This window comes from Bacteroidota bacterium (assembly GCA_018831055.1).
GTDB lineage: Bacteria > Bacteroidota > Bacteroidia > Bacteroidales > B18-G4 > M55B132.
Genome location: JAHJRE010000153.1, coordinates 1 through 22977 on the forward strand (window position 1 = coordinate 1; position 22977 = coordinate 22977).

A 22977-nucleotide genomic window follows, 5' to 3' on the forward strand; every position below is an offset into this window, starting at 1 on the left:
TCGGAGGATATACACAGGGAATTACAAAATTCTGTTCAGGAAAACTATCCTGACGGGAATATGGACTCCGGTCGGAACCTTCTTTTATACAACGTTGCCGTTAATATTGTTGAAAACTTCATAAGCTTTGAAAGACAAAACCTGAAAGAATATGAAAAAAATGGGAGCATCCTGACCCTATCCTTTTTAGAGAAACGCTATCAGGCCAACCTTCCTGTCATTATAACAGGTAAAGAAAGCAATATTTTTATCGCAGGTAAGACAGATCGCATCGACAACCTTGATGGAACGATCAGGGTCATTGATTACAAAACAGGTGCTGTAAACCGATACGACCTTTCTTTTACTTCCTGGGAAACTCTTAGGGAAAATCCTAAATACGATAAAGCCCTCCAACTTTTGGTATATGCCTGGCTTTATGAATCGAGCCATCCTAATTCAGGAATCCTGCAGCCGGGAATCATTCCTCTGCGCAGCCTGAGAGATGGCTTTATCCCGCTCAAACCTCTTAAACAGGATCATCCTGACAGGATTATTCTTGAACAAACAGAATCATTCCTGAAAGAATTAGTGCAGGAAATTTTCGACCCAACAAAACCATTTGGGCAAACAAATGACCTCGACTTATGCGGATCATGTTTTTTTAAGGATATTTGCAACCGATAAATACGAATAAATGGCCTGGTTAAACAAAAACCATCTTAAGCTTTACTACGAAACTCATGGCAAAGGACCGGCAGTATTAATGATAGCAGGACTCGCCAGCGACAGCCAGAGCTGGCAGTTCATTCTAAAAAAGATGGCTTCCCGTTTTAACGTTATCATTTATGATAACCGTGGAACGGGAAGGACACAAAACGCCGGTTATCCCTTTCAAATGAAAGATTTGGCCCAGGATGCCCTGGACCTCCTCGATCATCTTGGAGTAAATCGATGCCAGATAATCGGTCATTCCATGGGTGGATGCATTGCCCAGGAACTTGCTTTTATGGCTCCGGAAATGGTGCATAAAATGGTATTGGCAAGCACAACTCCAATCATGTCTGACCGCAACAAATCTCTATTTGATCATTTTATCCATGGCTGGGAATCCGGTATCCCGCAAGATCAGTGGTTTCGCGAACTATTTTACTGGCTTTTCAGCCCTAATGCTTTTGTGAATAAAAAATTCCTGGATGCAGCCATCATTTATACAATGTGCTATCCATACCAGCAGACCCTTGAAAGCTTTAAAGCCCAGATCGAGGCCCTTATTAACTTTGATTCCTCCCCCTTCCTGGATAAAATCAATACAGAATCCCTGATAGTCTCAGGAGCCAAGGATATTCTGGTTTATCCTGATGAATCTGCAAAATTAAAATCCATGCCGGGATTTCATGATATGATCATTCTTGAAAAAGCTGCTCATTCGATACACGCCGAATATCCTGAAGAATTTCTGGATTGTATTATTCCGTTCCTGGAAAATTAAGACAAGGCAGTCAATGGCCGCTTTCGCTGAAGACCCTCGCCTCATATACATATATGTCGGCATCCTTCCATCCGTCCCATCCTATCCGGGCTTTATCACGTGCACAGTGCCCAAGGAATTCCTCCAGGGTCCAACCGGTTTGAGTGGCTACCTGGGGAAGGAAGGTCCCTCCTGAAGCCCCCTTTTTTATGTATATACCATGTTTTCCAAGCTCTATTTCTTCAATGGATGAAATCTTTACCATTGGCGTTAATACAGATATTTCTATTTCGATCTCATCAAGCTCATCTGCCTGTACAGGAGGAAAACGGTAATCCCGGGTAGAGGCAGATATAGCCATATCCCTTACTACTAGGTATAAAGGCTCATCAGCATCAAATCTTCCAATGCATCCCCTTAGCTGGCCTTCCTTCAGTAATGTGACAAACGCCCCGCACTTTTCCCTGCAAACAGAAGGTAAATCACGGGTATTAAAATCCGGAAACTTACCCTGGCGGATATAATCGTTGAGCGTTTCTCTTGCAATTCCTAACAGGACAGTCTGATCGTGTGCGTTGATTTCGAATACGTCTTCGCTTTTCGTATCAACCAAATGCTCTCCGGTTACAACCATGGCCCAATAACCTACCACCCTCTCCTTGTCTCCATAATATGCAGCATCTCCCGAATTCATATACTTCAACTTGTGTATTTTATATCCGGGATTGTCTTCCAGCATATACAACAAAGAGTATACTGAGCTCCATCCACATAGACTGGTAGCCAAATTTGAAATCCCTTTCCGGTTATTTCGTTGAAGCACTTCAGCCAGCTTCTCAGGAGATCCCGTTTCAATGGCAGACGCTGTAAGCGCATCCGTTGTAACAGCATCCTCATAAGAAGGGTAATGAGAAAAATCTGTGCTGATAACAAAAAGGTTATTCCCTCCAAGATAGGATTTTAGCACCCTTGCTATATCCTGGCAATCCTGTATATTTTGTGTACCTATGACTATCGGAATCAACTTAAAATCATCTCCCAGCTTGTATTGCAAAAAAGGAAGCTGGACTTCAAGGCTATGTTCATACAGGTGAGCATCTTTGCGAAAGGTGAAAATATCATTCTCATCAACAAGCTTTTGTGCAAGATCCAAATCTACTTCAACCCTACCCAGCGGAGTTAAATAATCACCCTTGCAGTATATTGATGCACCAGGAAAAGTGACTCTATGACTCGATGCTATTACAAAAACCCGGTCATATTTACCGTTTTCATTAATCTGATTAAAGGCCGAGGCGGCAACTTCCCCTGAAAACATATAGCCGGCATGAGGAGAAATCACGGCCACCACATTATTGTATTGTTTCCTCTCTGCCTGTATAAAAAGACTTTTAAGTTCATTTCCCAATGCTACCGGGTCATCAGTGTAAAATTTACCGGCAGCGTAAGCTTGCCGGTCTTCCTGATTAACACGGCCATTGTCTTGTTGCGAAAAACATCCCCCGGATGTAATAACTGCGAGAATCATAATCATAAAACCCAGATTGTTGGCACACATTTTTTAATTAATTTCGTATGGTTGAGGCAAAACACAAATATACTAAAAGCTGAACGTATTTAAAAATACAAACAGATTTGGACTTCTGATCCTGGGATTTAACAGTATTATCACCCAGATCATTCTGCTTAGGGAGTTCATCACCTTATTTGGTGGCAATGAATTGATAATTGGTCTTTTCCTTTCCGGTTGGTTGCTATTATCCGGAACCGGCGCACGGCTCTCCGGTTGGATTGCAAACCGTCCTTTTATAATTTTCATCTTCTTTTTAGCTTTGTCTGGCTTACCTCCCTTTATTTTAGCTCTGGCATACTGGTTGAAAAGCATACTGTTTACCGCTGGAATATCCCTTGGCCCAATTACCATTTGGGGATTTATGCTGATCACTATTGCACCTTTCTGCTTAGCATCGGGAATCCTGTTCCCTTTGCTGGCTGCTTCCTTATCCGGCATCCCTTCCCAAAAAAAAGTCAGATTCGCTTATGGCTGGGAATCAGCAGGAAGCCTTGCCGGTGGCATTGTTTACAGCTTCCTGCTGATATTCCTTTTTAATTCATTCAAGGTACTGGTTTTGGTTTTATTAACGGGAGTATTGTTTTCCATCATACTATATCAAAAATCAAAATGGATCATGCCTGCCTTTCTTTCTATTACATTACTCATGGCGGGCGTCATCCTTTTCCGTTCACATTTCTATGAAAAACTCATTCAAAGCCTTTACCCCGGCCAAATCCTGGTAGATACAAAAGAAACCCCGTTTGGAAGATTGGATGTAACCCGGTCGGGAGAACAATTGGCTTTCTATGAAAACGGAAACATAATCTTTACATCCGGTGATACGGAACATTCGGAAGAAACAGTTCATTTCCCAATGGCACTCCACCAAAATCCCAAAAATGTTTTAATTCTCTCCGGAGGCTTTGCAGGGAACATTCAGGAAGCAATGAAATATAATCCTGACAATATTGATCTTATTGAAATCAATCCAGGATGGGCGGATCTTGTGCAAGATAACCTGCCACTTGCCTTTCCGGAAGATCAAGTTACCGTTTACTTTATGGATGGCAGGCGCTATGTCAAGCAATCCAATAACACTTATGATATAATCATTTCTGACATTCCTGGCCCCTCCACATCGCAGTTAAACCGCTACTTTACCCTTGAGTTTTTCAGGGAAGTCCATCTTCTTATGAAACCAGGAGCAATATTTTGCCTTCACCTGGACGCTCCTGCCAATTATTTGAATGCCCCTGCTGAAAATCTGCACGAAACAGTAAATAGTACACTTAAAATGGTATTCAAAAACACCCTGATGATTCCAGGATCAAGTAATTATTTCCTTGCATCCGACTCTCTCCTGGATTATGAAATCGTATCCCGCCTCCAAATATTGCAACTACCCAATCAGTATGTATCTGCTTTTCACCTGATTGACGATAGCCTGGTAAAAATGAGAGCAAAAATGCTGCTTCCCGAATCTTATACAACATCCACGACCAATACTGACTTACGACCTGTTGCATATAAATATCATTTATTGCTGTGGCTTGATGTGCATGGGTCCGGAGTATGGATCTTTTCCGGTGTCTTGCTCATACTCTCTCTGATAACCTGGATATTTTCTTCCTCTTTGAATAAAGGATTATTTATTACAGGATTTTCCGGAGTATCCCTTGAGTTTATCATTATCTTGATTATACAGTCACTTTATGGGTACAGTTATTATCTCACCGGGATAATAATTACCCTGTACATGGCAGGAATTGCAGCAGGATCTTTGTTTTTCTCCGGTATAGTGCGAAACAACATGAGAGTATTTTTACTCTTGCAACTTTCCCTTGGGATACTTTGTTTTGCCTTATTCCCCATTACCGTTTTGGCTTCTGAAATTGTATTATATGACATCCTGAACCTTATCATGCTCAGTTTAATCGTTGTTATTACAGGAGGACTTTCCGGTATGATATTTTCTGCAGCAACCGGGATAAGTAAGCTTAGCATCAGCGGAACAGCCGCTACAGCTTATGGTGCAGACCTTGCAGGATCCGCTGCCGGCGCTTTGCTGTCATCCGTTTATCTGGTTCCCGCATTGGGTTTGATTAATACTTGTTTAATTCTGGGAGGGCTTAATATTTTTAATGCTTTTTTCGTTTGGTTAAAACAAAAATAATGATTACTTTTTCGTGCATTTCATGAATCGCATTCCATGAACAAAAGATCATTCATAAAGAACAGTATCTGCGCTACCTGTGGACTTGCAGTTGCCTTTGGAACCAGGAACCTGTTCGGAAGTTTGTACCGTAATTTAAATGCGCCCCCGGATGATCCAAACCGGTTTTCCCGCGAAGCACTGCACTATATTAGCACACCCAGGGGAATTAAATGCAAACTTTGTCCCCAGGCTTGCGAACTAAAACCAGGAGAAACCGGTGATTGCAGAACAAGAGAAAATATCAACGGTAAACTGTTCACCATTGCTTATGGAAACCCTTGCGCAGTCCATATTGATCCTATAGAAAAAAAACCACTGTATCACTTTCTCCCTGCAAGTAAAGCCTATTCAATTGCAACAGCGGGATGTAATCTGGCCTGCCTGAACTGTCAGAACTGGACAATATCCCAGGAAAGCCCTCACAATACACGTAATTATGATTTATTCCCTGAAGCGGTTGTTAATGAAGCAAAAAAATATCAATGCAGAACCATAGCCTATACTTATTCTGAACCCATTGCATTTTATGAATATACGATGGATACATGCAAAATAGCCCGGACCGATGGGATTAAAAATCTGTTCATATCCGCCGGCTATATTAACGAGCAACCTCTCAGGGAATTAGCTCCGTTCCTGGATGCTGCCAATATTGATCTGAAAAGTTTTAGCAATGAAACATATGAAATGCTCAACGCGGGAACCCTGGAGCCGGTGTTAAATACTCTTAAAATATTACGGGATGAGGGAGTCTGGCTCGAAATAACAAACCTGATTGTTCCTTCATGGACAGACAATATGCAGGAAATCGAAAAAATGTGCCAATGGCTTTACTCAAACGGCTTCGAAAACACTCCTTTGCATTTTAGCCGATTCCATCCGATGTATAAACTCAAAAACCTTCCCCCTACTCCGACCGGCACATTGGATAAAGCAAGAAATATCGCGCTCGGGGAAGGATTGAATTATGTATATGTCGGGAATGCCCCCGAACTGGGCGATGAAAACACAACTTGCCCGAATTGCAGAAAAATTGCCATCAAACGCAAAGGATTTTCAGTAACCGAATTTAATATCCGCGATGGAAAATGCATATCATGCGGGTGCAAAATCGCAGGAGTATGGAACTAAACCGTAAATGTTTATTGATGTTGAAAAGTATCCGGAGGTTTTCAAAACATATTCCATATTTTTGTAAACAAATTTTATACAGAATAATCAATTAACACAACAACATGAAGATCACAGTAGTAGGAAGCGGATATGTAGGTCTGGTAACCGGAACCTGCTTTGCAGAAGTTGGCGTTGACGTCACTTGTGTAGATATCGATGAGAACAAGATTAACGGCCTGAAAAAGGGAATAATCCCCATTTTTGAACCAGGATTGGAAGATATGGTTCACCGCAATGTTGACAAAGGTCGGCTTCATTTCACCACTGACCTGGCCTCCACTTTAGAAGGCTGTGAAGTTATTTTCAGCGCTGTAGGAACACCACCCGATGAAGACGGTAGTGCTGACCTGAAATATGTGATTGATGTGGCAAAAGAAGCGGGTAAGAATATGAATGATTACATACTCATGGTAACCAAAAGTACTGTACCCGTTGGAACGGCCAACAAAGTCAGGTTAGCTATACAATCGGAACTTGATAAACGGGGTGTGAACATCCCTTTCGATGTTGCTTCCAACCCTGAATTCCTTAAGGAAGGTGCCGCTATTGACGACTTCCTTAAACCCGACCGTATCGTGATTGGCCTCGAATCGGAAAAAGCCCGGGAACTGATGAGCAAGCTCTATAAACCTTTCACTCTTAATGGACACCCGCTGATATTCATGGATATCCCTTCTGCTGAAATGACCAAATATGCCGCAAACGCGATGCTCGCCACACGAATTAGTTTCATGAACGATATTGCCAACCTTTGCGAAATCGTTGGAGCCAATGTTAATATGGTTAGAAAAGGCATTGGAAGCGACCCGAGAATAGGCAGCAAATTTATCTATCCCGGAGTGGGTTATGGCGGATCATGTTTTCCCAAGGACGTTAAAGCCCTTATACGGACTGCCCGCGCCAACAACTATGACTTAAAAGTTCTCCAGTCGGTCGAAGACGTAAACGACGAACAGAAAAAAGTCTTGTTTAATAAGGTTTATAAGTATTTTAATGGTGATATCAAAGGTAAAACCATCGGGATGTGGGGTCTTTCTTTTAAACCGGAAACCGATGACATGCGGGAAGCTCCATCTCTGGTTCTGATTGATGAATTTACCAATGCCGGTTGTAAAGTTAAAGCTTATGACCCTGTTGCAATGGACGAAACCAAACGAAAGATTGGTGATAAAATAGAATATGCCAATGATGCCTACGAAGCCCTCATTGATGCCGATTGCCTCGTTCTGGTAACTGAATGGAAAGAATTCAGGATCCCGAACCTCAATGTGATTAAAAAACTTCTGAAAAATCCGGCAATATTTGACGGAAGGAATATTTATGATCCGGAAGAAATGAAAAATACAGGATTCCATTACTTCTGCATTGGAATAAAAACCGAATATCTATAGAACTCCTGTTACGAAATGCTGATCCATACTCAGTTACCCAAATTAATGGTGCACTTATGAATAAGAAAAAAATCCTGATTACAGGCGGTGCCGGATTTCTAGGATCCCATCTTGCTGAAAGATTGTTACATGAAGGTAATGAAGTTATTTGTCTGGATAATTTTTTTACAGGGAACAAAAGCAATATCATTCACCTCATGGGAAATCCATTTTTCGAAGTGATCAGGCATGATGTTACCATGAGTTTCTTCATCGAAGTAGATGAAATCTATAACCTGGCCTGCCCGGCATCCCCGGTACAATATCAGGTTAATCCTATTAAAACTATTAAAACCTCTGTTGCTGGTGCAATGAATATGCTCGGTCTTGCCAAACGCATCAAGGCAAAAATCCTGCAGGCAAGTACCAGCGAGGTTTATGGCGATCCTGAGGTCCATCCCCAAAAAGAAGATTATTGGGGCCATGTAAACCCCATCGGCTCACGGGCTTGCTACGATGAAGGGAAACGCTGTGCTGAAGCCCTCTTCATGAATTACCACCGCCAAAACGGGGTAAAAATTAAGATTGCACGTATCTTTAACACTTATGGACCCAGAATGGATCCCGCTGATGGAAGGGTCGTCTCTAATTTTATTATGCAGGCCCTTAACAACAAACCGATTACTATTTACGGTGATGGAAGCCAAACCAGAAGCTTCTGTTTTGTTAGCGATCTGATTGACGGCCTTATAAAACTGATGAATACAGGTGATGATTTCACCGGTCCTGTTAATATTGGAAATCCCGGAGAATTCACGATTATGGAACTTGCCAGCAAGGTAATTGAATTAACAGGATCCAAATCAAAACTCACTTTTGAACCTTTACCTGAAGATGATCCCATCCAGAGGCAACCTGACATCACCCTGGCTAAAAATCGCCTGGGTTGGAAACCTACTATTCATTTGGAAGAAGGACTCTTGAAAACAATCGAATATTTCAGGAATATTAACCAGGGCTGATGCATGATATCCAAGGATCATAAGCTTTCTCCTGTGAAAATGTTTTATGGATGACCCTTACAATGTTCAATTTAAAATGTCCCCTATGAAAAACATTTTGGTAACCGGTGCAAATGGTCAGCTCGGAACGGAAATCCGGAATCGTTCACCTTTACATCCCGAATTAAATTTCCGGTTTACCGACCTGGATGATCTGAATATAGGGAAAAAAAGCAATATCATTGACTATTGCAATCATTTCACCCCCGATCTGATCATAAACTGTGCAGCATATAACCTCGTCGATAAGGCTGAGGATGACCCCGCCCCTGCAATTCTTGTCAATACTGAAGCCGTTGCAAACCTCGCTGATGTTGCAGGAATTTTTAATGCCGGATTGATCCATATCAGTACCGATTATGTTTTCGACGGAAAAGCTTTCAGACCTTACTCCGAAACCGACCAGCCTAACCCTCTTTCCGCCTATGCCCGATCAAAATATGGAGGTGAAACAGAACTGATCAACAGGAACGGAAAATTTGTGATTATCCGCACCTCCTGGCTGTACTCATCCCATGGGCAAAATTTTGTTAAAACAATCCTTAAATACGGAAAAGAAAGAGAATCTCTGAGGGTTGTCGATGACCAAACAGGTACACCTACATTTGCAGGAGATCTTGCCGAAGTAGTTCTTCAAATGATACCCGAATTTGATAAAATAAGCCAAACGGAAATATTTCACTTCTCCAATGAAGGGGTGGCATCCTGGTATGATTTTGCAAAAGCTATCCTACGGATGGCAGGGATAGGTTGCAAAGTATTCCCGGTGAGTACCGAAGATTATCCTTTGCCTGCAAAGCGACCATTCTACAGTGTAATGAACAAATCGAAAATAAAGCAATTCCTGGGAATGGAAATCCCGTACTGGCTTGACAGCCTTGAAAAATCATTGCATTCAATTAACAAATAACCCTATGGAATCATATAAATTAGAACCGGAAATCCTGAAAAAAGCTCAGATATGGTTGGGCGAAGGCTTTGATGAACAAACACGCAATGAAGTAAGTGACCTGATAAACTATAATCCTCAGGAGCTTACTGAATCTTTCTATACAAGTTTAGAGTTTGGAACCGGTGGTTTACGTGGCATCATGGGCCCCGGAACCAACCGTATGAATAAATATACTGTTGGAATGGCTACACAGGGATTGGCAAATTACCTTAAATCAGCCTTTAAAGACCTTCCAGAAATCAAAGTTGCCATAGCATATGACTCCAGAAACCGCAGCCGCTATTTCGCCGAGATTACCGCCAATGTTTTTGCTGCTAACAACATAAAAGTCTATCTTTTTGATGACCTCCGCCCTACTCCTGAATTATCTTTTGCAATTCGTCATTTTTCATGCCAGAGCGGTGTCGTTATCACTGCTTCACACAACCCTCCTGAATATAATGGCTATAAGGCCTATTGGGACGATGGAGCGCAAATGATCCCACCCCATGATAAAAACGTTATTGAAGAAGTAAACAAAATATCATCTATCGATGAAGTAAAATTCGAAGGAAACCGAAACCTGATCGAAGTGATAGGCAAAGATGTTGATGAATCTTACCTTTCCGCTGTTTTATCCCTGACACTGAATCCTGATCTTATCAGAAAACATCACAACCTGAAAATCGTTTACACCCCTCTCCACGGAACCGGAACACGATTGGTTCCTGAAATCCTGAAAAGAATGGGCTTTACCAGTGTCTATAGCGTGAAAGAACAGTCAATTCCCGATGGCAATTTCCCAACGGTTAAATCTCCAAATCCCGAAGAACAAAGTGCTCTCCAAATGGCTATGGAACTTGCCGGGAGTATTGATGCCAATCTTGTGATGGCCACAGACCCCGATGCTGACAGAGTTGGTATAGCCGTTAAAAACAGCAATGGCGAATTCATCCTGCTTAATGGTAACCAGACTGCAGCCATCCTGATTCATTATCTGCTCAGTCAGTGGAAATCCAGAAACCTCCTCAAAGGAAAGGAATATATTGTAAAAACCATTGTAACATCAGAGCTTTTGAAAGATATCGCACAACATAATAATGTAAAATGTTACGATGTATTGACAGGCTTTAAATGGATTGCCGATATAATTCGCAGAAATGAAGGCGTAGAAACTTTTATCGGCGGCGGCGAAGAAAGCTATGGCTATATGATCGGCGATTTTGTTCGTGATAAAGATGCCGTCAGCTCTTGCGCAATGATTGCTGAAACAGCCGCCTGGGCTGCGGAACAAGGAAAAACTTTATACGATATCCTTCTCGACATTTACCTTGAGTATGGGTTATATCACGAGAGACTCAAATCCCTTGTCAGAAAAGGAAAATCAGGATCAGAAGAGATAAAGAAGATTATGTCGGATTACCGTGCCGATCCTCCAACTTCAATAAACGGTAGTTTGGTCGTTATGATCCGTGATTATCAATTGGGTATAGAAAAACACTTAACCGCAAAGACGGAGACAACTATCAATCTCCCCAAATCAAACGTACTGCAGTTTTTCCTGGAAGATGGCAGTAAAATTTCCGTAAGGCCTTCAGGAACTGAACCCAAAATAAAGTTCTATTTCAGCGTTAACACAAAACTAAGTACCCTCGCTGAATACCCTGATGCTCTTACTTCCCTGGAAAGTAAACTGGATGGGATCATTCGTGATCTGAATATTTAAAAGGGATACCGAAAAAATTAAAGCCTGACAATTTTCCTGTAAATAACCTTTCCTGAATGGGTGATTCTCAGAGAATACACTCCTGTTGCCAAACCATCAAGGTTACTGATACCGGTTGCTTGCCCTTCCCTTAAAGGAATGAATGAAGAATATACCTGCCTGCCGGAAATATCAAGGATATCAATGGCTACAGTACCCAAATCCCTTCCTGCAACAATACTGAATTGGTCGGAAAAGGGATTGGGATAAACAGAGACCTCCGGATCATCCAAGAATATTCTTGAATCAATGACAGTAAGAAGGTTGTTTGCTTCAAAGAAATCAGGAATCCCGTAACCCAGGAAATCATCCGGATTATTTGCCTGATTTCCGCTTGCTTCAATGGCAGCCAGAAGTTCCATGTTTTTAAGGTTGGGATGTGTTTGCCAAAGACAGGCAACCATTCCTGCCATTACGGGTGATGAGAAGGAAGTTCCACTGGCTCCACCATAAGAGCCTCCCGGATCGGCAGCATAAGTATCGTAACCTTGTGCAGCTATGTTGGGTTTTATCCTCCCGTCATAAGAAGGCCCCCGTGAACTGAAATACACGTAACTACCATCTGAAAATACGGCTCCAACCGCAAAAACGCTATCACCATCTGCGGGTGCTCCAATGTAAAACCAGGGAGAAGACCCTGAATTTCCGGCGGAATTAACAACAATCATGCCCCTGCTTGCAGCAACATCGGCTCCAACCGTAACCGGTGCCGTGTTCCCGTCCATATCCTGATAGGTATGGTCATGGTCAGGATCAAGAGGAAAGGTTGTATAACCCAAAGAAGAGTTAATAATATCCGCCCCCAGACTGTCAGCATACTCTGCAGCCGAAACCCAATTGTATTCCTCAATAATATACTCCGAACCGGTATCTTCTGACCGAAGCAACAAATAATTCGCCTTTGGAGCAGTCCCAATCAGTGTACCAGGGACATTTGCCCCCATGGTCGACAATACCATGGTGCCATGAGGATGCGTATCGTAGGTGAGCTCACCCCCTTTAACAAAATCGCGGGTTGCTAAAATCTGACCGTTCATCCATAAACTATCAAATGCCGGAATATCATCAGCGTTAAGGAATCCACCATCGAGTACAGCAATAATAAACCCTTCACCCCGATAACCCATATCGTGTAAAAGATCACCGTTCAACATATGAATCTGATTGTATGAAGGCCCGTAATCAAAAGAAGAACGTCCCGAATTCAAATTCTCCATCACAGGATTAAGGTTGAATGACTCATTGCGAAAAAAATCACTTTCAAACTTAGGATCAACCGGATTAACATGCGACTTTACAACTCCTTTAACATAAGGTAAAGCTTGTATGACTGCAATCTTCGATGGATCATCGGTTTGTATGCTAACACCGTTCAACCATTTTGTAGGGTTGATTATCGTCACCCCCACCTCTTTAACACCTTGGATATAAGCCGGATTGACCGGTAAATCTCTTAAGTCAATGGATATCCCTTGCCTTACTCTTCGGTCTATGGCCCTTTGTGAAAGAAACTCTGACGGATTGGTTATTGAATAAGGTGAGTTATTCTTGTCGGTAAATGCAATAAAATATTTATCGGGGTATATTTGCCCAGTTAAAATCCCTGGTATTAAAACCAATAAAACTAAAATGGTAGTGATACTTTTCATCTTTCTATCTATTTCTGAAGTAACGAAAATTATTTAAAATTGTTCTAAATGAGACGTTAAAAATACTAAATTATCTACATTTTTTCGAAAATTGTAAATAAATTTTAAAAAACACTTGACAGATAATCATTCATGCATTATATTTGTCACGGCTTTTTGATTAAGTTATAAGATTTGGTTTTAGGTCGTGCATTCCCTCCTCTCAGCACGACCTTTTTATTTACAGGGATTTTCCCTGCATGTTGCTTTTGTATTTTTTTCAGAATAACTTTGCAAAACAAAAGGATTTTCCAACAATCACGCAAATGAGACTGGACATTATCACGCTATTCCCGGAAATACTGAACGGATTTTTTGCTCATTCCATAATCAAAAGGGCAGCAGAGAAAGGGCATGTTAAAATCATCCTTCACAACCTGCGCGATTATTCGTCCAACAAATACAGGAGTGTCGATGATTACCCCTTTGGAGGTGGGGCTGGAATGGTCATGATGATAGAACCCATTGCCCACTGTATTCGCAAACTCAAAGAAGAAAGGGATTACGATGAGATCATTTACCTCACTCCTGATGGTAAACTGCTCGACCAACCCTTGGCAAACACACTTTCCATGAAGGGCAATATGATCTTACTGTGTGGTCATTACAAAGGTGTTGATGAAAGGGTAAGAGAATTTTTTATTACCCAGGAGATTTCCATAGGAAACTATGTATTGTCGGGAGGAGAACTCCCGGCAGCTGTCCTCGTCGATTCCATTATCCGACTGATCCCCGGTGTCCTTGGAAACGAAAGCTCTGCCCTTTTCGATTCATTTCAAAATCAACTTCTTGCCCCACCGGTTTATACACGCCCACGAAATTTCGAAGGGATGGAGGTCCCCCCCGTCCTGCTTTCCGGAAATGAAAAGGAAATTGAAGAATGGAGATACTCGCAATCAATCGAAAGAACACGCAACAGGCGCCCTGGTTACCTTGAATAAAAATCATACCAGATTTTTACCAATTATTTTTATTATTTCAGAATAATCGACTATATTTGCAGCCATTTTTAAGAAATCTGATAAAACATTAGGAAAATGGGCAAAAATGATACGATGACTTTCGTCGAAGATATGGTCACAGTTAAAGAGTTTCCGGCTTTTAAGGCAGGCGATACCGTTACAGTTCAGTATAAAATTAAAGAAGGTGGTAAGGAGAGGATTCAGAACTTCACTGGCATCGTGATCCAGCGAAAAGGAACCGGAATAACCGCTACTTTCACTGTCAGGAAAATGTCAGGCAGCACAGGTGTTGAAAGGATATTTCCAGTTTCATCCCCATTCATTGAAGATATTACTGTAAATAAAAAAGGCGTTGTACGCCGCGCAAGAATATTCTACCTGCGAGGCCTCACAGGTAAAAAAGCAAGAATTAAAGAAAAAAGAGTGTAGTTTTCATACTTCCAAAAGCTCCGTTTCACGGAGCTTTTTTTGTATCTTCACAATCCGTTTCAATTCATATTACATCGTACAGCATGGAATTCTCTTTTTTAAAAGACATACTAATCATTTTTGCGGTTTCGGTAGCTGTAATACTGTTATTTAACAGATTACGCATACCTTCCATCCTTGGTTTCCTGATTACTGGACTCCTAATCGGTCCTAATGGTTTTCAGTTGATCGATAATATCCATGATGTGGAAGTTCTCGCTGAAATTGGTGTTATTCTGCTTCTGTTTACTATTGGCATTGAGTTTTCTTTGGGAAACCTGATCAGAATTGGAAAATCGATTTTGATATCGGGTACCTTCCAGGTTATGTCAACCATTGCCGTGATTGCCTTTATTGCCTATCATTTCGGCAATGTCGTCAATGAAGCAGTTTTCATTGGTTTTTTAATTGCGCTAAGCTCTACCGCTATAGTGCTTAAAATAATACAGGAAAAAGGGGAAATATACTCGGCTCATGGCAGAACATCCCTTGCTATCCTTATCTTTCAGGATATTATTGTTGTTCCGATGATTCTGATCACTCCAATACTTGCCGGTAGCGGACAAACCGGAGGAGAACAGATCATTTACCTCATCCTGAAATTCGTGGGTATTTTGATCCTGATTATGGTCGGGTCAAAATATATTATTCCCCTACTGCTCTTTCAGATTACTCGCACCCAAAGCAGGGAGCTATTTATACTCAGTACTATTACCATTGCTTTTGCTGTAGCCTTCCTGACCTATTCCATTGGACTTTCCCTTGCCCTAGGGGCCTTCCTAGCAGGGTTAATGATCTCCGAATCAAAATACAGCCAGCATGCTCTTGGTAATATTGTCCCATTCCTGGATGTGTTCACCAGTTTCTTTTTTGTCTCTATTGGCATGCTGCTTAATCTGAACACTATACTTGAAGATCCTGTAAGAGTACTGCTATTCACAACTATTGTCCTCACTGTTAAAACCATCCTCGCAGGCTCTGCTTCATTTATCCTGGGATACCCGCTACGAACAAGTATTATCGTAGGATTCACCATAAGCCAGGTCGGAGAGTTTTCTTTTATTCTCTCCAGGATTGGCATACAAAATGGACTTCTGAATGATGGAAATTACCAACTCTTCCTTAGCGTTTCGGTTTTAAGCATGGCAGCTACTCCCTTCCTGATAAGACTGGCCCCCAAAATAGCTGATAATATTACCAAACTACCCCTTCCTGAAAAACTTATAAACGGACTTTACCCGAAACCTGAAAGCACAATAGGAAAAATCCAGGATCACCTGATCATCGTCGGATATGGAATAAACGGAAAAAATGTGGCCAGAGCAGCAAAATATGCCGAAATACCACATGTGATCATTGAGATGAATCCTGAAACCGTCCAGAAAGAATTTGATAAAGGAGAAATTATATATTTTGGAGATGCTGCCCAGCCTTCTGTTCTGGAGCATGTCAACATCCACGAAGCTATGGTTCTGGTGGTAACAATACCCAACTTTTCTGATACCCGAAGAATCATATCCACAGCAAGGGAAATGAATTCCAATATCCATATTATTATCCGTACCAGATTCATTGAAGATGTGGAGACTTTATTCAAGCTTGGTGCCAATGAAGTTATTCCCGAAGAATTCGAAACTTCTGTGGAAATTTTCACCCGCGTATTGACTCGTTATCTGGTTCCTCATGATAAGATTGAAAAACTGGTAGCAGAAATCAGATCCGATGGATATGAAATGTTTAGAAAATTGTCTATTTACGAAGATAATACACACTTCCTGCAGGTTAAGATACCGGATTCTAAAAAAGTATCTGAAGAGAACAATACAAACTGATAAACTGAACTGGCTTTAGTGTTGGCTTGAAGCTATTGAATTTCTTTGCCTCAATGCTTCATACATAAACAATGAGGACGCAACAGAAACATTGAGCGATGAAATATTTCCTGTCACCGGGATTTGCGCAATCTCGTCGAGATACCTGAATAACCGGGAAGAAATACCGTCTTCTTCAGATCCCATAACAATACCCAAAGGGACCGTAAAATCAAGATCATAATAAAACCGTTCTGCCTTCTCACTGGCTCCTACCAGCATGACCCCACTCTCTTTGAGATAAACCAATGCATCTTCCAGCTTTGAGTATCGGCAAACAGGGATGTCATTTAAAGCTCCTGCAGAAGCTTTCATGGCATCCTCGTTAATAGCAGCACTACCCCTGGATGGTATCACCAACGCCTGTACTCCTGCACATTCAGCCGATCTGGCTATAGCTCCAAAGTTCCTTACGTCCGTTACCCTGTCAAGAACTATGATCAATGGAACATTACCTGATTCAAATATCCCGGGAAGCAAGTCTTCCAGCTTTTGATAAACCACCGGTGAAATAAATGCAATAACACCCTGGTGATTCTTGCCCGTAAACCGGTTCAATTTTTCACGCGGAACCTGATGATAAATAAGTCCGCGCTCTTTCATCATCTGGCTAAGTTCAAAAAACAACTCACCCCGTAAGCCTTTCTGCACAAAAACTTTTTCGATTTCCTTACCTGCCATTAAAGCCTCCATTAAAGGCCTTATTCCTATAAGCATTTGATTCTTGTTCACAGATACCCCATTTTATACCTCACAAAAATAATATTATAACCCATGCAACCTTAAAAACTCACCTAATGTCTGATTTTCAGAACCCATGAACAGGCTTTGATAAGAACTAACCTGATGACCGAAGCTCGCTTTTTCTATTTTTCTCTCCTAATCATCTTATCAAAGCCTGTATTTTATAAATTTATACCCTGATCTACTCGATTGTTTTAACCAACGAAATTATCATAATTACAACGATTTTATATCCGGCTTATGAAAAACAACATTTTTACCGTACTTTTAGTAATGGGATTTACCGCACTTTTTGCACAAAATCCCCCTTCTTCATTCGATCTTAGGGATTACAATGGAGAAAACTATGTTACCAGCGTTAAAAGTCAGCAGGGAGGAACCTGCTGGACACATGGAGCCATGGCAGCCATGGAGGGCAACCTCCTCATGACAGGGAATTGGGCAGCTGCCGGGGAAACCGGCGAACCCAACCTGGCAGAATACCATCTCGACTGGTGGAACGGATTTAACCAACATAATAATGACGACCTTGATCCCCCCACTGGAAGCGGCCTTGAAGTACATTATGGAGGTGATTACAGAGTAACAACTGCTTATCTTTCAAGGCTGGAAGGAGCAGTGAGAGATATCGACGGACAATCCTACAATACCCCTCCCCTGCGATATGACGATAGTTACCATTATTATTATCCACGACATGTCGAATGGTACGTTGCTGGAGAAAACCTTGAAAACATTGACTTGTTAAAAAATATGATCATGGCTCATGGGGTCATGGGAACATGTATGTGCGTCGGAGATTACTGGGGACCAGGAAACACACATTATCAACCGGCCTCCAGCACGGAGGATCCTAACCACGCGATTGCCATCGTTGGGTGGGACGACAGCAAGATTACAGAAGCCCCGGAACCAGGTGCCTGGCTCTGCAAAAATAGTTGGGGCTCTTCCTGGGGTAATAGCGGCTATTTCTGGATTTCCTATTATGATAAACATTGTGGACAACATCCCGAAATGGGCGCAATCTCCTTCCAGGATGTGGAATATCTCACCTACGACCAATGCTATTATCACGATTATCATGGCTGGCGCGACACAAAAACAGATATCCAGGAGGCTTTTAATGCTTTCATGGCCAATGATGACGAATTTCTCAAATCGGTAAGCTTCTTCACAGCTACTGATAATGTGGATTTTTCTGTCGTTGTCTTTGATACATTCCTGAATGGAAATTTGCAGGATACTCTCGCCCACACGTCAGGAAATTTTAGTTATACTGGACTGCACACTGTCGACCTGAACCAGGATGTTCATCTTGTCGAAGGAAACGATTTCTTTATATATCTCTATTTGTCTGATGGAGGACATCCTTACGACAGAACCTCCGTCGTCCCTGTATTGCTGGGAGCCCAACAAAGAACATTGGTTGAATCATCCGCCAGCCAGGAAGAAAGTTATTACAGGGAAGAAAATTCATGGCTCGACTTCTATTTTTATAAAGATCCTTCAGGATATCTAAATACTGGTAATTTCTGCATCAAGGGATTGGCAGTGGCCGATTCTACTACAGGTATTGGCTCGGGAGATTTATTACCGGATAATACTATCGGTGCCCTAAAATGTGTCCCGAATCCATTCAGTGATTTTACTACAATTTCTCTAACACTTAAGACAGATGGGGTAACAAATATCTCTATTTACGACTCTTTTGGAAGATATATAAAAACTATATGCACAAAAGAATTGAATGCAGGTGAGTATAAATTTACCTGGGATGGCAAAACTGAAATGGGAAGTGACATTTCACAGGGAATATATATTGTTCGTGTGCAATCCGGCAGCCAGTCGAAAACAACCCGCATTATTAAACTGCAGTAAAATTCACTATGCTTGTCAGCGCCTCCAGGCGCTGACGGCATCAAACCACTTTTCTTTGTATGTAAGCGATTTAACAAGAGCATAATCGTTGTTGCTAAAGGGATTTTCCATTTTTACAAATTGAAACTTCAGCGAGTTATTATTGCCTGCTTCGCCATATATCCACTCCTCAAATCCATTTGAACGGTAAACTATATTTGGCGGGCCAAAAACAATAAATATCGCCCCACGGTCTGTTTTCCAACCCTCGATGTAGGATGAAAACCATTGGTTGGCATCCCTTACTCTTCCATAAAAACGACTGATCATATTCCTTGCCCTTACAGGATTGCCTGCATTATTTAACCAGAACTGATCTATTGATGCCTTTATATTAGCAGAGTTACGTATATCCTCATATTCCTTATTTGTGGTAATATACCTTATCGGCTCCATTAATTGAACAACAGTTATTATATCTGGAAAGCCCTGATAAAAATTGAACAAAGTAAGTCCCGACCGGCTGTTTGTATCCGTCCGAAAATGATAAAATCCTGGTTTTTTCAGAAACAACGGAAGACTTTTTCCATCCCGGGTATGTACGATAAACATACTATCGGCAGAATAATTAAATGTAGAAGGCTCTTTTTCAACAAATGGAGGCAAGGCAACAGGAAAATTACGACTATAATAACGACCGTAGATTAACTCCAATCCGACCGGAACCTGAATGCATATTGGAGTGTTTTCATCTACTATATTGCCCAACAGAAAATCACCCAAATCGTCAAAAACCCTGTAATCCGCATAGGTGTTTTTATCGCGCTTGGGTATTTCCAGGAAAAATATGTATACCCTGCCCGAATACTTATCTGAAATATCAAACCTGGCGACATAGTCTTTTCCGCGATTTGCATGAAAAGAAAATGTAACCGTATCAATATCACGTTGTTCAGGCACGAAAGACGAAGAGTCAACTATTACGATACTCATACTGTCAAGTAAATCCCTGTCCGTATAGTTATAATACAAACTCCCTTTTACCATGGCCTTTGAAAGAAACGATTCTTCTTCATTAATCTCTTCATAACTAAAATCATTCATATCCATGAGTAACTTAACCACAGTTATAGAATCATTCTCATGGAATAATATTATCCCAGGCTTTGTAAAACCACCTCCCTGATAATCCTCAGCAAGGTTTACCATGCTTAACCTTGGTGATACCGCACATGAAAAAAGGAGAGATAATAAAGCAATTATTATTAACAGACGTTTCATCAACTTATAAATAATGTTTGTAAAAAAAAGGGCATTATGCAATTAGTATAGTCATAATGACCGACCGCAGTTTGTAAGTATACCTTAATAAAAAATATAGTATCTTTATCGTCAATCAATGTATATATCACATGTTTACTACAAAAATAGCATTTTTTTTACCTCTGGTTTGTTTGATTGGCTTTTTACCGTTAAAGTCTGTCTCCCAGGAATTCCAGGCGGCAGAACCTATAGGCGGACAAAAGGAACTGGACGAATTCCTGTGTAATGAGATGATCTATCCTGAAAAGGCTTCGAATACAAAAACCGAGGGAACAGTATCGATGAAGTTTATTGTACGAGCCGATGGCACCACATCGGTTCCGGTCATCACACATTCTGTGTCTGCCGATCTGGATATTGAAGCCTTGCGCCTGTTTCGCATGATTTTATGGAAAAATGCATTAAAAATGGGCAAGCCTGTTGACTCCGAGATGGACTTGAAGGTAGAGTTTAACCTGAAGAAATATAAAAAACAATGCAAAAAAAGAGGATTTGAAGACCCTGAAGACATTGGATTCCCTATAGACACATCCAATATGGTTTATTCAATGAATGAAATTGATAAATCACCTGAACCGACTTTCGAAGATGGAATGAATTATAGCCGCTTTATCACCCAAAACCTTAAATATCCGGAAACAGCCTTCCGGCAAAATATTGCAGGAAAAGTAACACTCAAGTTCGTAGTAGAACCAAACGGATACATTTCACATATGACAGTCGAAGAACCTCTGGGCGGAGGCTGCTCCCAGGAAGCCATACGGCTTGCAAAAATGATGAAATACCGGCCTGGTATCCGTAAAGGATTTGCGGTTCGGACATGGATGAATCTTTCCATTACATTCCGCCTTCCGGATAGCCAGGATTTGCAATATATTCCCACCAATCCAGCCAGTGCTTTCTGAATCAATTATCGAAATAGTCTCTGAAAAGATAAAAGGTTGATCTTGTTGCTATCGTATTCTGTCGGCTGACCTTACAAGTTTTTCGTCCCTGACAATATACCTGATTGCCAGGGTCAGAAACACCAAAGCAACAAGAGGAAAATAAATCCCCGGTTCGCTGAGATATTCCGCAGAACTTGTCGTATGTTCCTCAATCTGTGGAATATAAAAGAAAAACAACAAAACCAGCATAATTATGTCTGCAAATATTGCAAACCGAACCATCCTTAGCTGAAGTATACGTTTTTTATAAAGGAAAATACTGATAAGAATTAATAAACCCGCAATCGAGTTAAGTGCTATCAGAGGTATTGTATTCACCTGTACGGATCCACTCTGATCATGGATCTTATCAATACCGGCCAGAGATAACCGTAAGCTATAGTTCTCTGACCAAAAACTTGCTACAGGATAAAAGAAAGCAAGCACAACAGCTACTAAGGCTATTGCTAAAAATAAGGTCTGGATTCGCTGAATCATAAGTCGCCGCATTTATTTGACGCAAAGATAATCGATTTCTGCGTATTTTTTTTTCGCTTATTAAAATATGTGTTATATTTGCAGCAGTTTCAATCCTAATAAATTCTTGACCCAGAGTCAATAATCATTTTCATAACGTATTACAGCTTATTATACCTTTCCGAAAATGGAAATTATTAAATGATTCCCTGTTATAACAATTAAATAAATCACTTATACATGTACGACATTATAGAACTCAACGGAAAGTTGGTTTCAGAACTAAGAGAAATCGCAAAGGAATTAGACATTCCCAAATATGAGAAGCTTTTGAAACAGGACCTGATTTATAAAATTCTTGATCATCAGGCATTGAATCCCTCCCGGGATATCCTGGAAAAGGAGAAAAAGGAAGCCCAGAAATCTAAAAGGCCCTATCAAAAAAAGAAAATCAAACCTGAACCGAAAGAATCCCCCATTCCCAAACCCACTCCAACCATTGATCCTGTTGAAGATGTAAAAGTGGAGGAATCAAAACCCATAGAGCCGAAGAAACCAGAGCATCGCAAACATAGGAAACCTGGTAATTTTAAACCAGAACCTGCTCCCGTTGAAGAAGAAACACCAGCCATAATGCCCGAAGAAAAAATCGAACCTCAGCAGGAAAAACCTTTTCGGGAACATAAAATTAAAACCATAGAAAAGAAAAGGGAGGAATTTTCTTTTGAATATGAAGGATTCATCAATGCTGAAGGAGTCCTGGAAATTATGCCCGATGGGTATGGATTCCTGAGATCATCTGATTATAACTACCTTAACTCTCCTGATGATATTTATGTTTCACAGTCACAGATCAAATTATTCGGGCTGAAAACCGGCGACACAGTAATGGGAACTATCCGTCCTCCCAAAGACGGTGAAAAATACTTCCCCCTGATTAAAGTTGAGTTTATCAATGGCCGCTTGCCGGAAGAAGTCAGGGATCGTATTCCATTCGACTACTTAACCCCACTCTTCCCGGAAGAAAAATATAAACTTACCGGGAATCCTAATCCGGATGAAGCCTTATCTACCAGAATAATAGATCTATTCACACCCATTGGTAAGGGACAACGTGGTTTAATCGTTGCCCAGCCAAAAA

Annotated in this window: 19 protein-coding genes; 14 read left to right on the top strand and 5 right to left on the bottom strand. The window is 41.1% G+C overall.

All coding sequences use genetic code 11. The features are described from left to right. A partial coding sequence (locus KKA81_10080) for a PD-(D/E)XK nuclease family protein (GenBank protein MBU2651271.1) occupies positions 1–666 on the top strand: 666 nt, incomplete at its 5' end. 10 nt (positions 667–676) lie between these two features. After that, positions 677–1471: an alpha/beta hydrolase gene (locus tag KKA81_10085; GenBank protein ID MBU2651272.1), complete on the top strand. Its 795-nt coding sequence runs from the start codon at positions 677–679 to the stop codon at positions 1469–1471. 10 nt (positions 1472–1481) lie between these two features. On the opposite strand, the gene amrB is transcribed toward KKA81_10085, so the two are convergent. Continuing rightward, a complete protein-coding gene (gene amrB / locus KKA81_10090; GenBank protein MBU2651273.1) occupies positions 1482–2978 on the bottom strand; it encodes an AmmeMemoRadiSam system protein B in 1497 nt (498 codons plus the stop codon). Positions 2979–3384: 406 nt separating this feature from the next. On the opposite strand from amrB, the gene KKA81_10095 reads away from it, so the two are divergent. The 6 genes from KKA81_10095 to KKA81_10120 all read left to right on the top strand — a co-directional run bounded on the left by KKA81_10095 (position 3385) and on the right by KKA81_10120 (position 11481). Then, positions 3385–5178, top strand: a complete 1794-nt coding sequence (locus tag KKA81_10095) for a hypothetical protein (GenBank protein ID MBU2651274.1) — start codon at positions 3385–3387, stop codon at positions 5176–5178. 36 nt (positions 5179–5214) lie between these two features. After that, a complete protein-coding gene (gene amrS, locus KKA81_10100; protein ID MBU2651275.1) occupies positions 5215–6351 on the top strand; it encodes an AmmeMemoRadiSam system radical SAM enzyme in 1137 nt (378 codons plus the stop codon). 104 nt (positions 6352–6455) lie between these two features. Further along, positions 6456–7784 (top strand): UDP-glucose/GDP-mannose dehydrogenase family protein, encoded by a 1329-nt coding sequence (locus KKA81_10105; GenBank protein ID MBU2651276.1) that lies wholly within the window; start codon positions 6456–6458, stop codon positions 7782–7784. Between the two features lie 56 nt (positions 7785–7840). Further along, positions 7841–8785, top strand: a complete 945-nt coding sequence (locus KKA81_10110; GenBank protein MBU2651277.1) for an SDR family oxidoreductase — start codon at positions 7841–7843, stop codon at positions 8783–8785. A gap of 85 nt (positions 8786–8870) precedes the next feature. Next, positions 8871–9734: a dTDP-4-dehydrorhamnose reductase gene (rfbD, locus tag KKA81_10115; GenBank protein ID MBU2651278.1), complete on the top strand. Its 864-nt coding sequence runs from the start codon at positions 8871–8873 to the stop codon at positions 9732–9734. Between the two features lie 4 nt (positions 9735–9738). After that, positions 9739–11481, top strand: coding sequence for a phospho-sugar mutase (locus tag KKA81_10120; protein MBU2651279.1), 1743 nt, complete (start codon positions 9739–9741; stop codon positions 11479–11481). 17 nt (positions 11482–11498) lie between these two features. Here KKA81_10120 and KKA81_10125 read toward each other — a convergent pair whose 3' ends face one another. Beyond that, positions 11499–13169: a S8 family serine peptidase gene (locus tag KKA81_10125; protein ID MBU2651280.1), complete on the bottom strand. Its 1671-nt coding sequence runs from the start codon at positions 13167–13169 to the stop codon at positions 11499–11501. Between the two features lie 305 nt (positions 13170–13474). On the opposite strand from KKA81_10125, the gene trmD reads away from it, so the two are divergent. The 3 genes from trmD to KKA81_10140 all read left to right on the top strand — a co-directional run bounded on the left by trmD (position 13475) and on the right by KKA81_10140 (position 16470). After that, a complete protein-coding gene (trmD, locus tag KKA81_10130; protein MBU2651281.1) occupies positions 13475–14149 on the top strand; it encodes a tRNA (guanosine(37)-N1)-methyltransferase TrmD in 675 nt (224 codons plus the stop codon). A gap of 114 nt (positions 14150–14263) precedes the next feature. Continuing rightward, on the top strand, positions 14264–14599 hold the full coding sequence (rplS, locus tag KKA81_10135; protein ID MBU2651282.1) for a 50S ribosomal protein L19: 336 nt from the start codon (positions 14264–14266) through the stop codon (positions 14597–14599). An 83-nt stretch (positions 14600–14682) separates the two neighbouring features. Beyond that, a complete protein-coding gene (locus KKA81_10140) occupies positions 14683–16470 on the top strand; it encodes a cation:proton antiporter (protein MBU2651283.1) in 1788 nt (595 codons plus the stop codon). Positions 16471–16485: 15 nt separating this feature from the next. Here KKA81_10140 and rlmB read toward each other — a convergent pair whose 3' ends face one another. After that, on the bottom strand, positions 16486–17226 hold the full coding sequence (gene rlmB / locus KKA81_10145) for a 23S rRNA (guanosine(2251)-2'-O)-methyltransferase RlmB (protein ID MBU2651284.1): 741 nt from the start codon (positions 17224–17226) through the stop codon (positions 16486–16488). A gap of 267 nt (positions 17227–17493) precedes the next feature. On the opposite strand from rlmB, the gene KKA81_10150 reads away from it, so the two are divergent. Continuing rightward, on the top strand, positions 17494–19131 hold the full coding sequence (locus tag KKA81_10150; GenBank protein MBU2651285.1) for a T9SS type A sorting domain-containing protein: 1638 nt from the start codon (positions 17494–17496) through the stop codon (positions 19129–19131). A 15-nt stretch (positions 19132–19146) separates the two neighbouring features. On the opposite strand, the gene KKA81_10155 is transcribed toward KKA81_10150, so the two are convergent. Beyond that, positions 19147–20319, bottom strand: coding sequence for a GWxTD domain-containing protein (locus KKA81_10155; GenBank protein ID MBU2651286.1), 1173 nt, complete (start codon positions 20317–20319; stop codon positions 19147–19149). Between the two features lie 203 nt (positions 20320–20522). Here KKA81_10155 and KKA81_10160 point away from each other — a divergent pair, with 203 nt between their 5' ends. Further along, positions 20523–21338, top strand: coding sequence for an energy transducer TonB (locus tag KKA81_10160; protein ID MBU2651287.1), 816 nt, complete (start codon positions 20523–20525; stop codon positions 21336–21338). A gap of 48 nt (positions 21339–21386) precedes the next feature. On the opposite strand, the gene KKA81_10165 is transcribed toward KKA81_10160, so the two are convergent. Further along, on the bottom strand, positions 21387–21857 hold the full coding sequence (locus KKA81_10165) for a DUF4293 domain-containing protein (GenBank protein ID MBU2651288.1): 471 nt from the start codon (positions 21855–21857) through the stop codon (positions 21387–21389). A 219-nt stretch (positions 21858–22076) separates the two neighbouring features. Here KKA81_10165 and KKA81_10170 point away from each other — a divergent pair. Then, positions 22077–22977 (top strand): Rho termination factor N-terminal domain-containing protein (locus KKA81_10170; GenBank protein MBU2651289.1); only part of this gene is annotated, 901 nt, incomplete at its 3' end.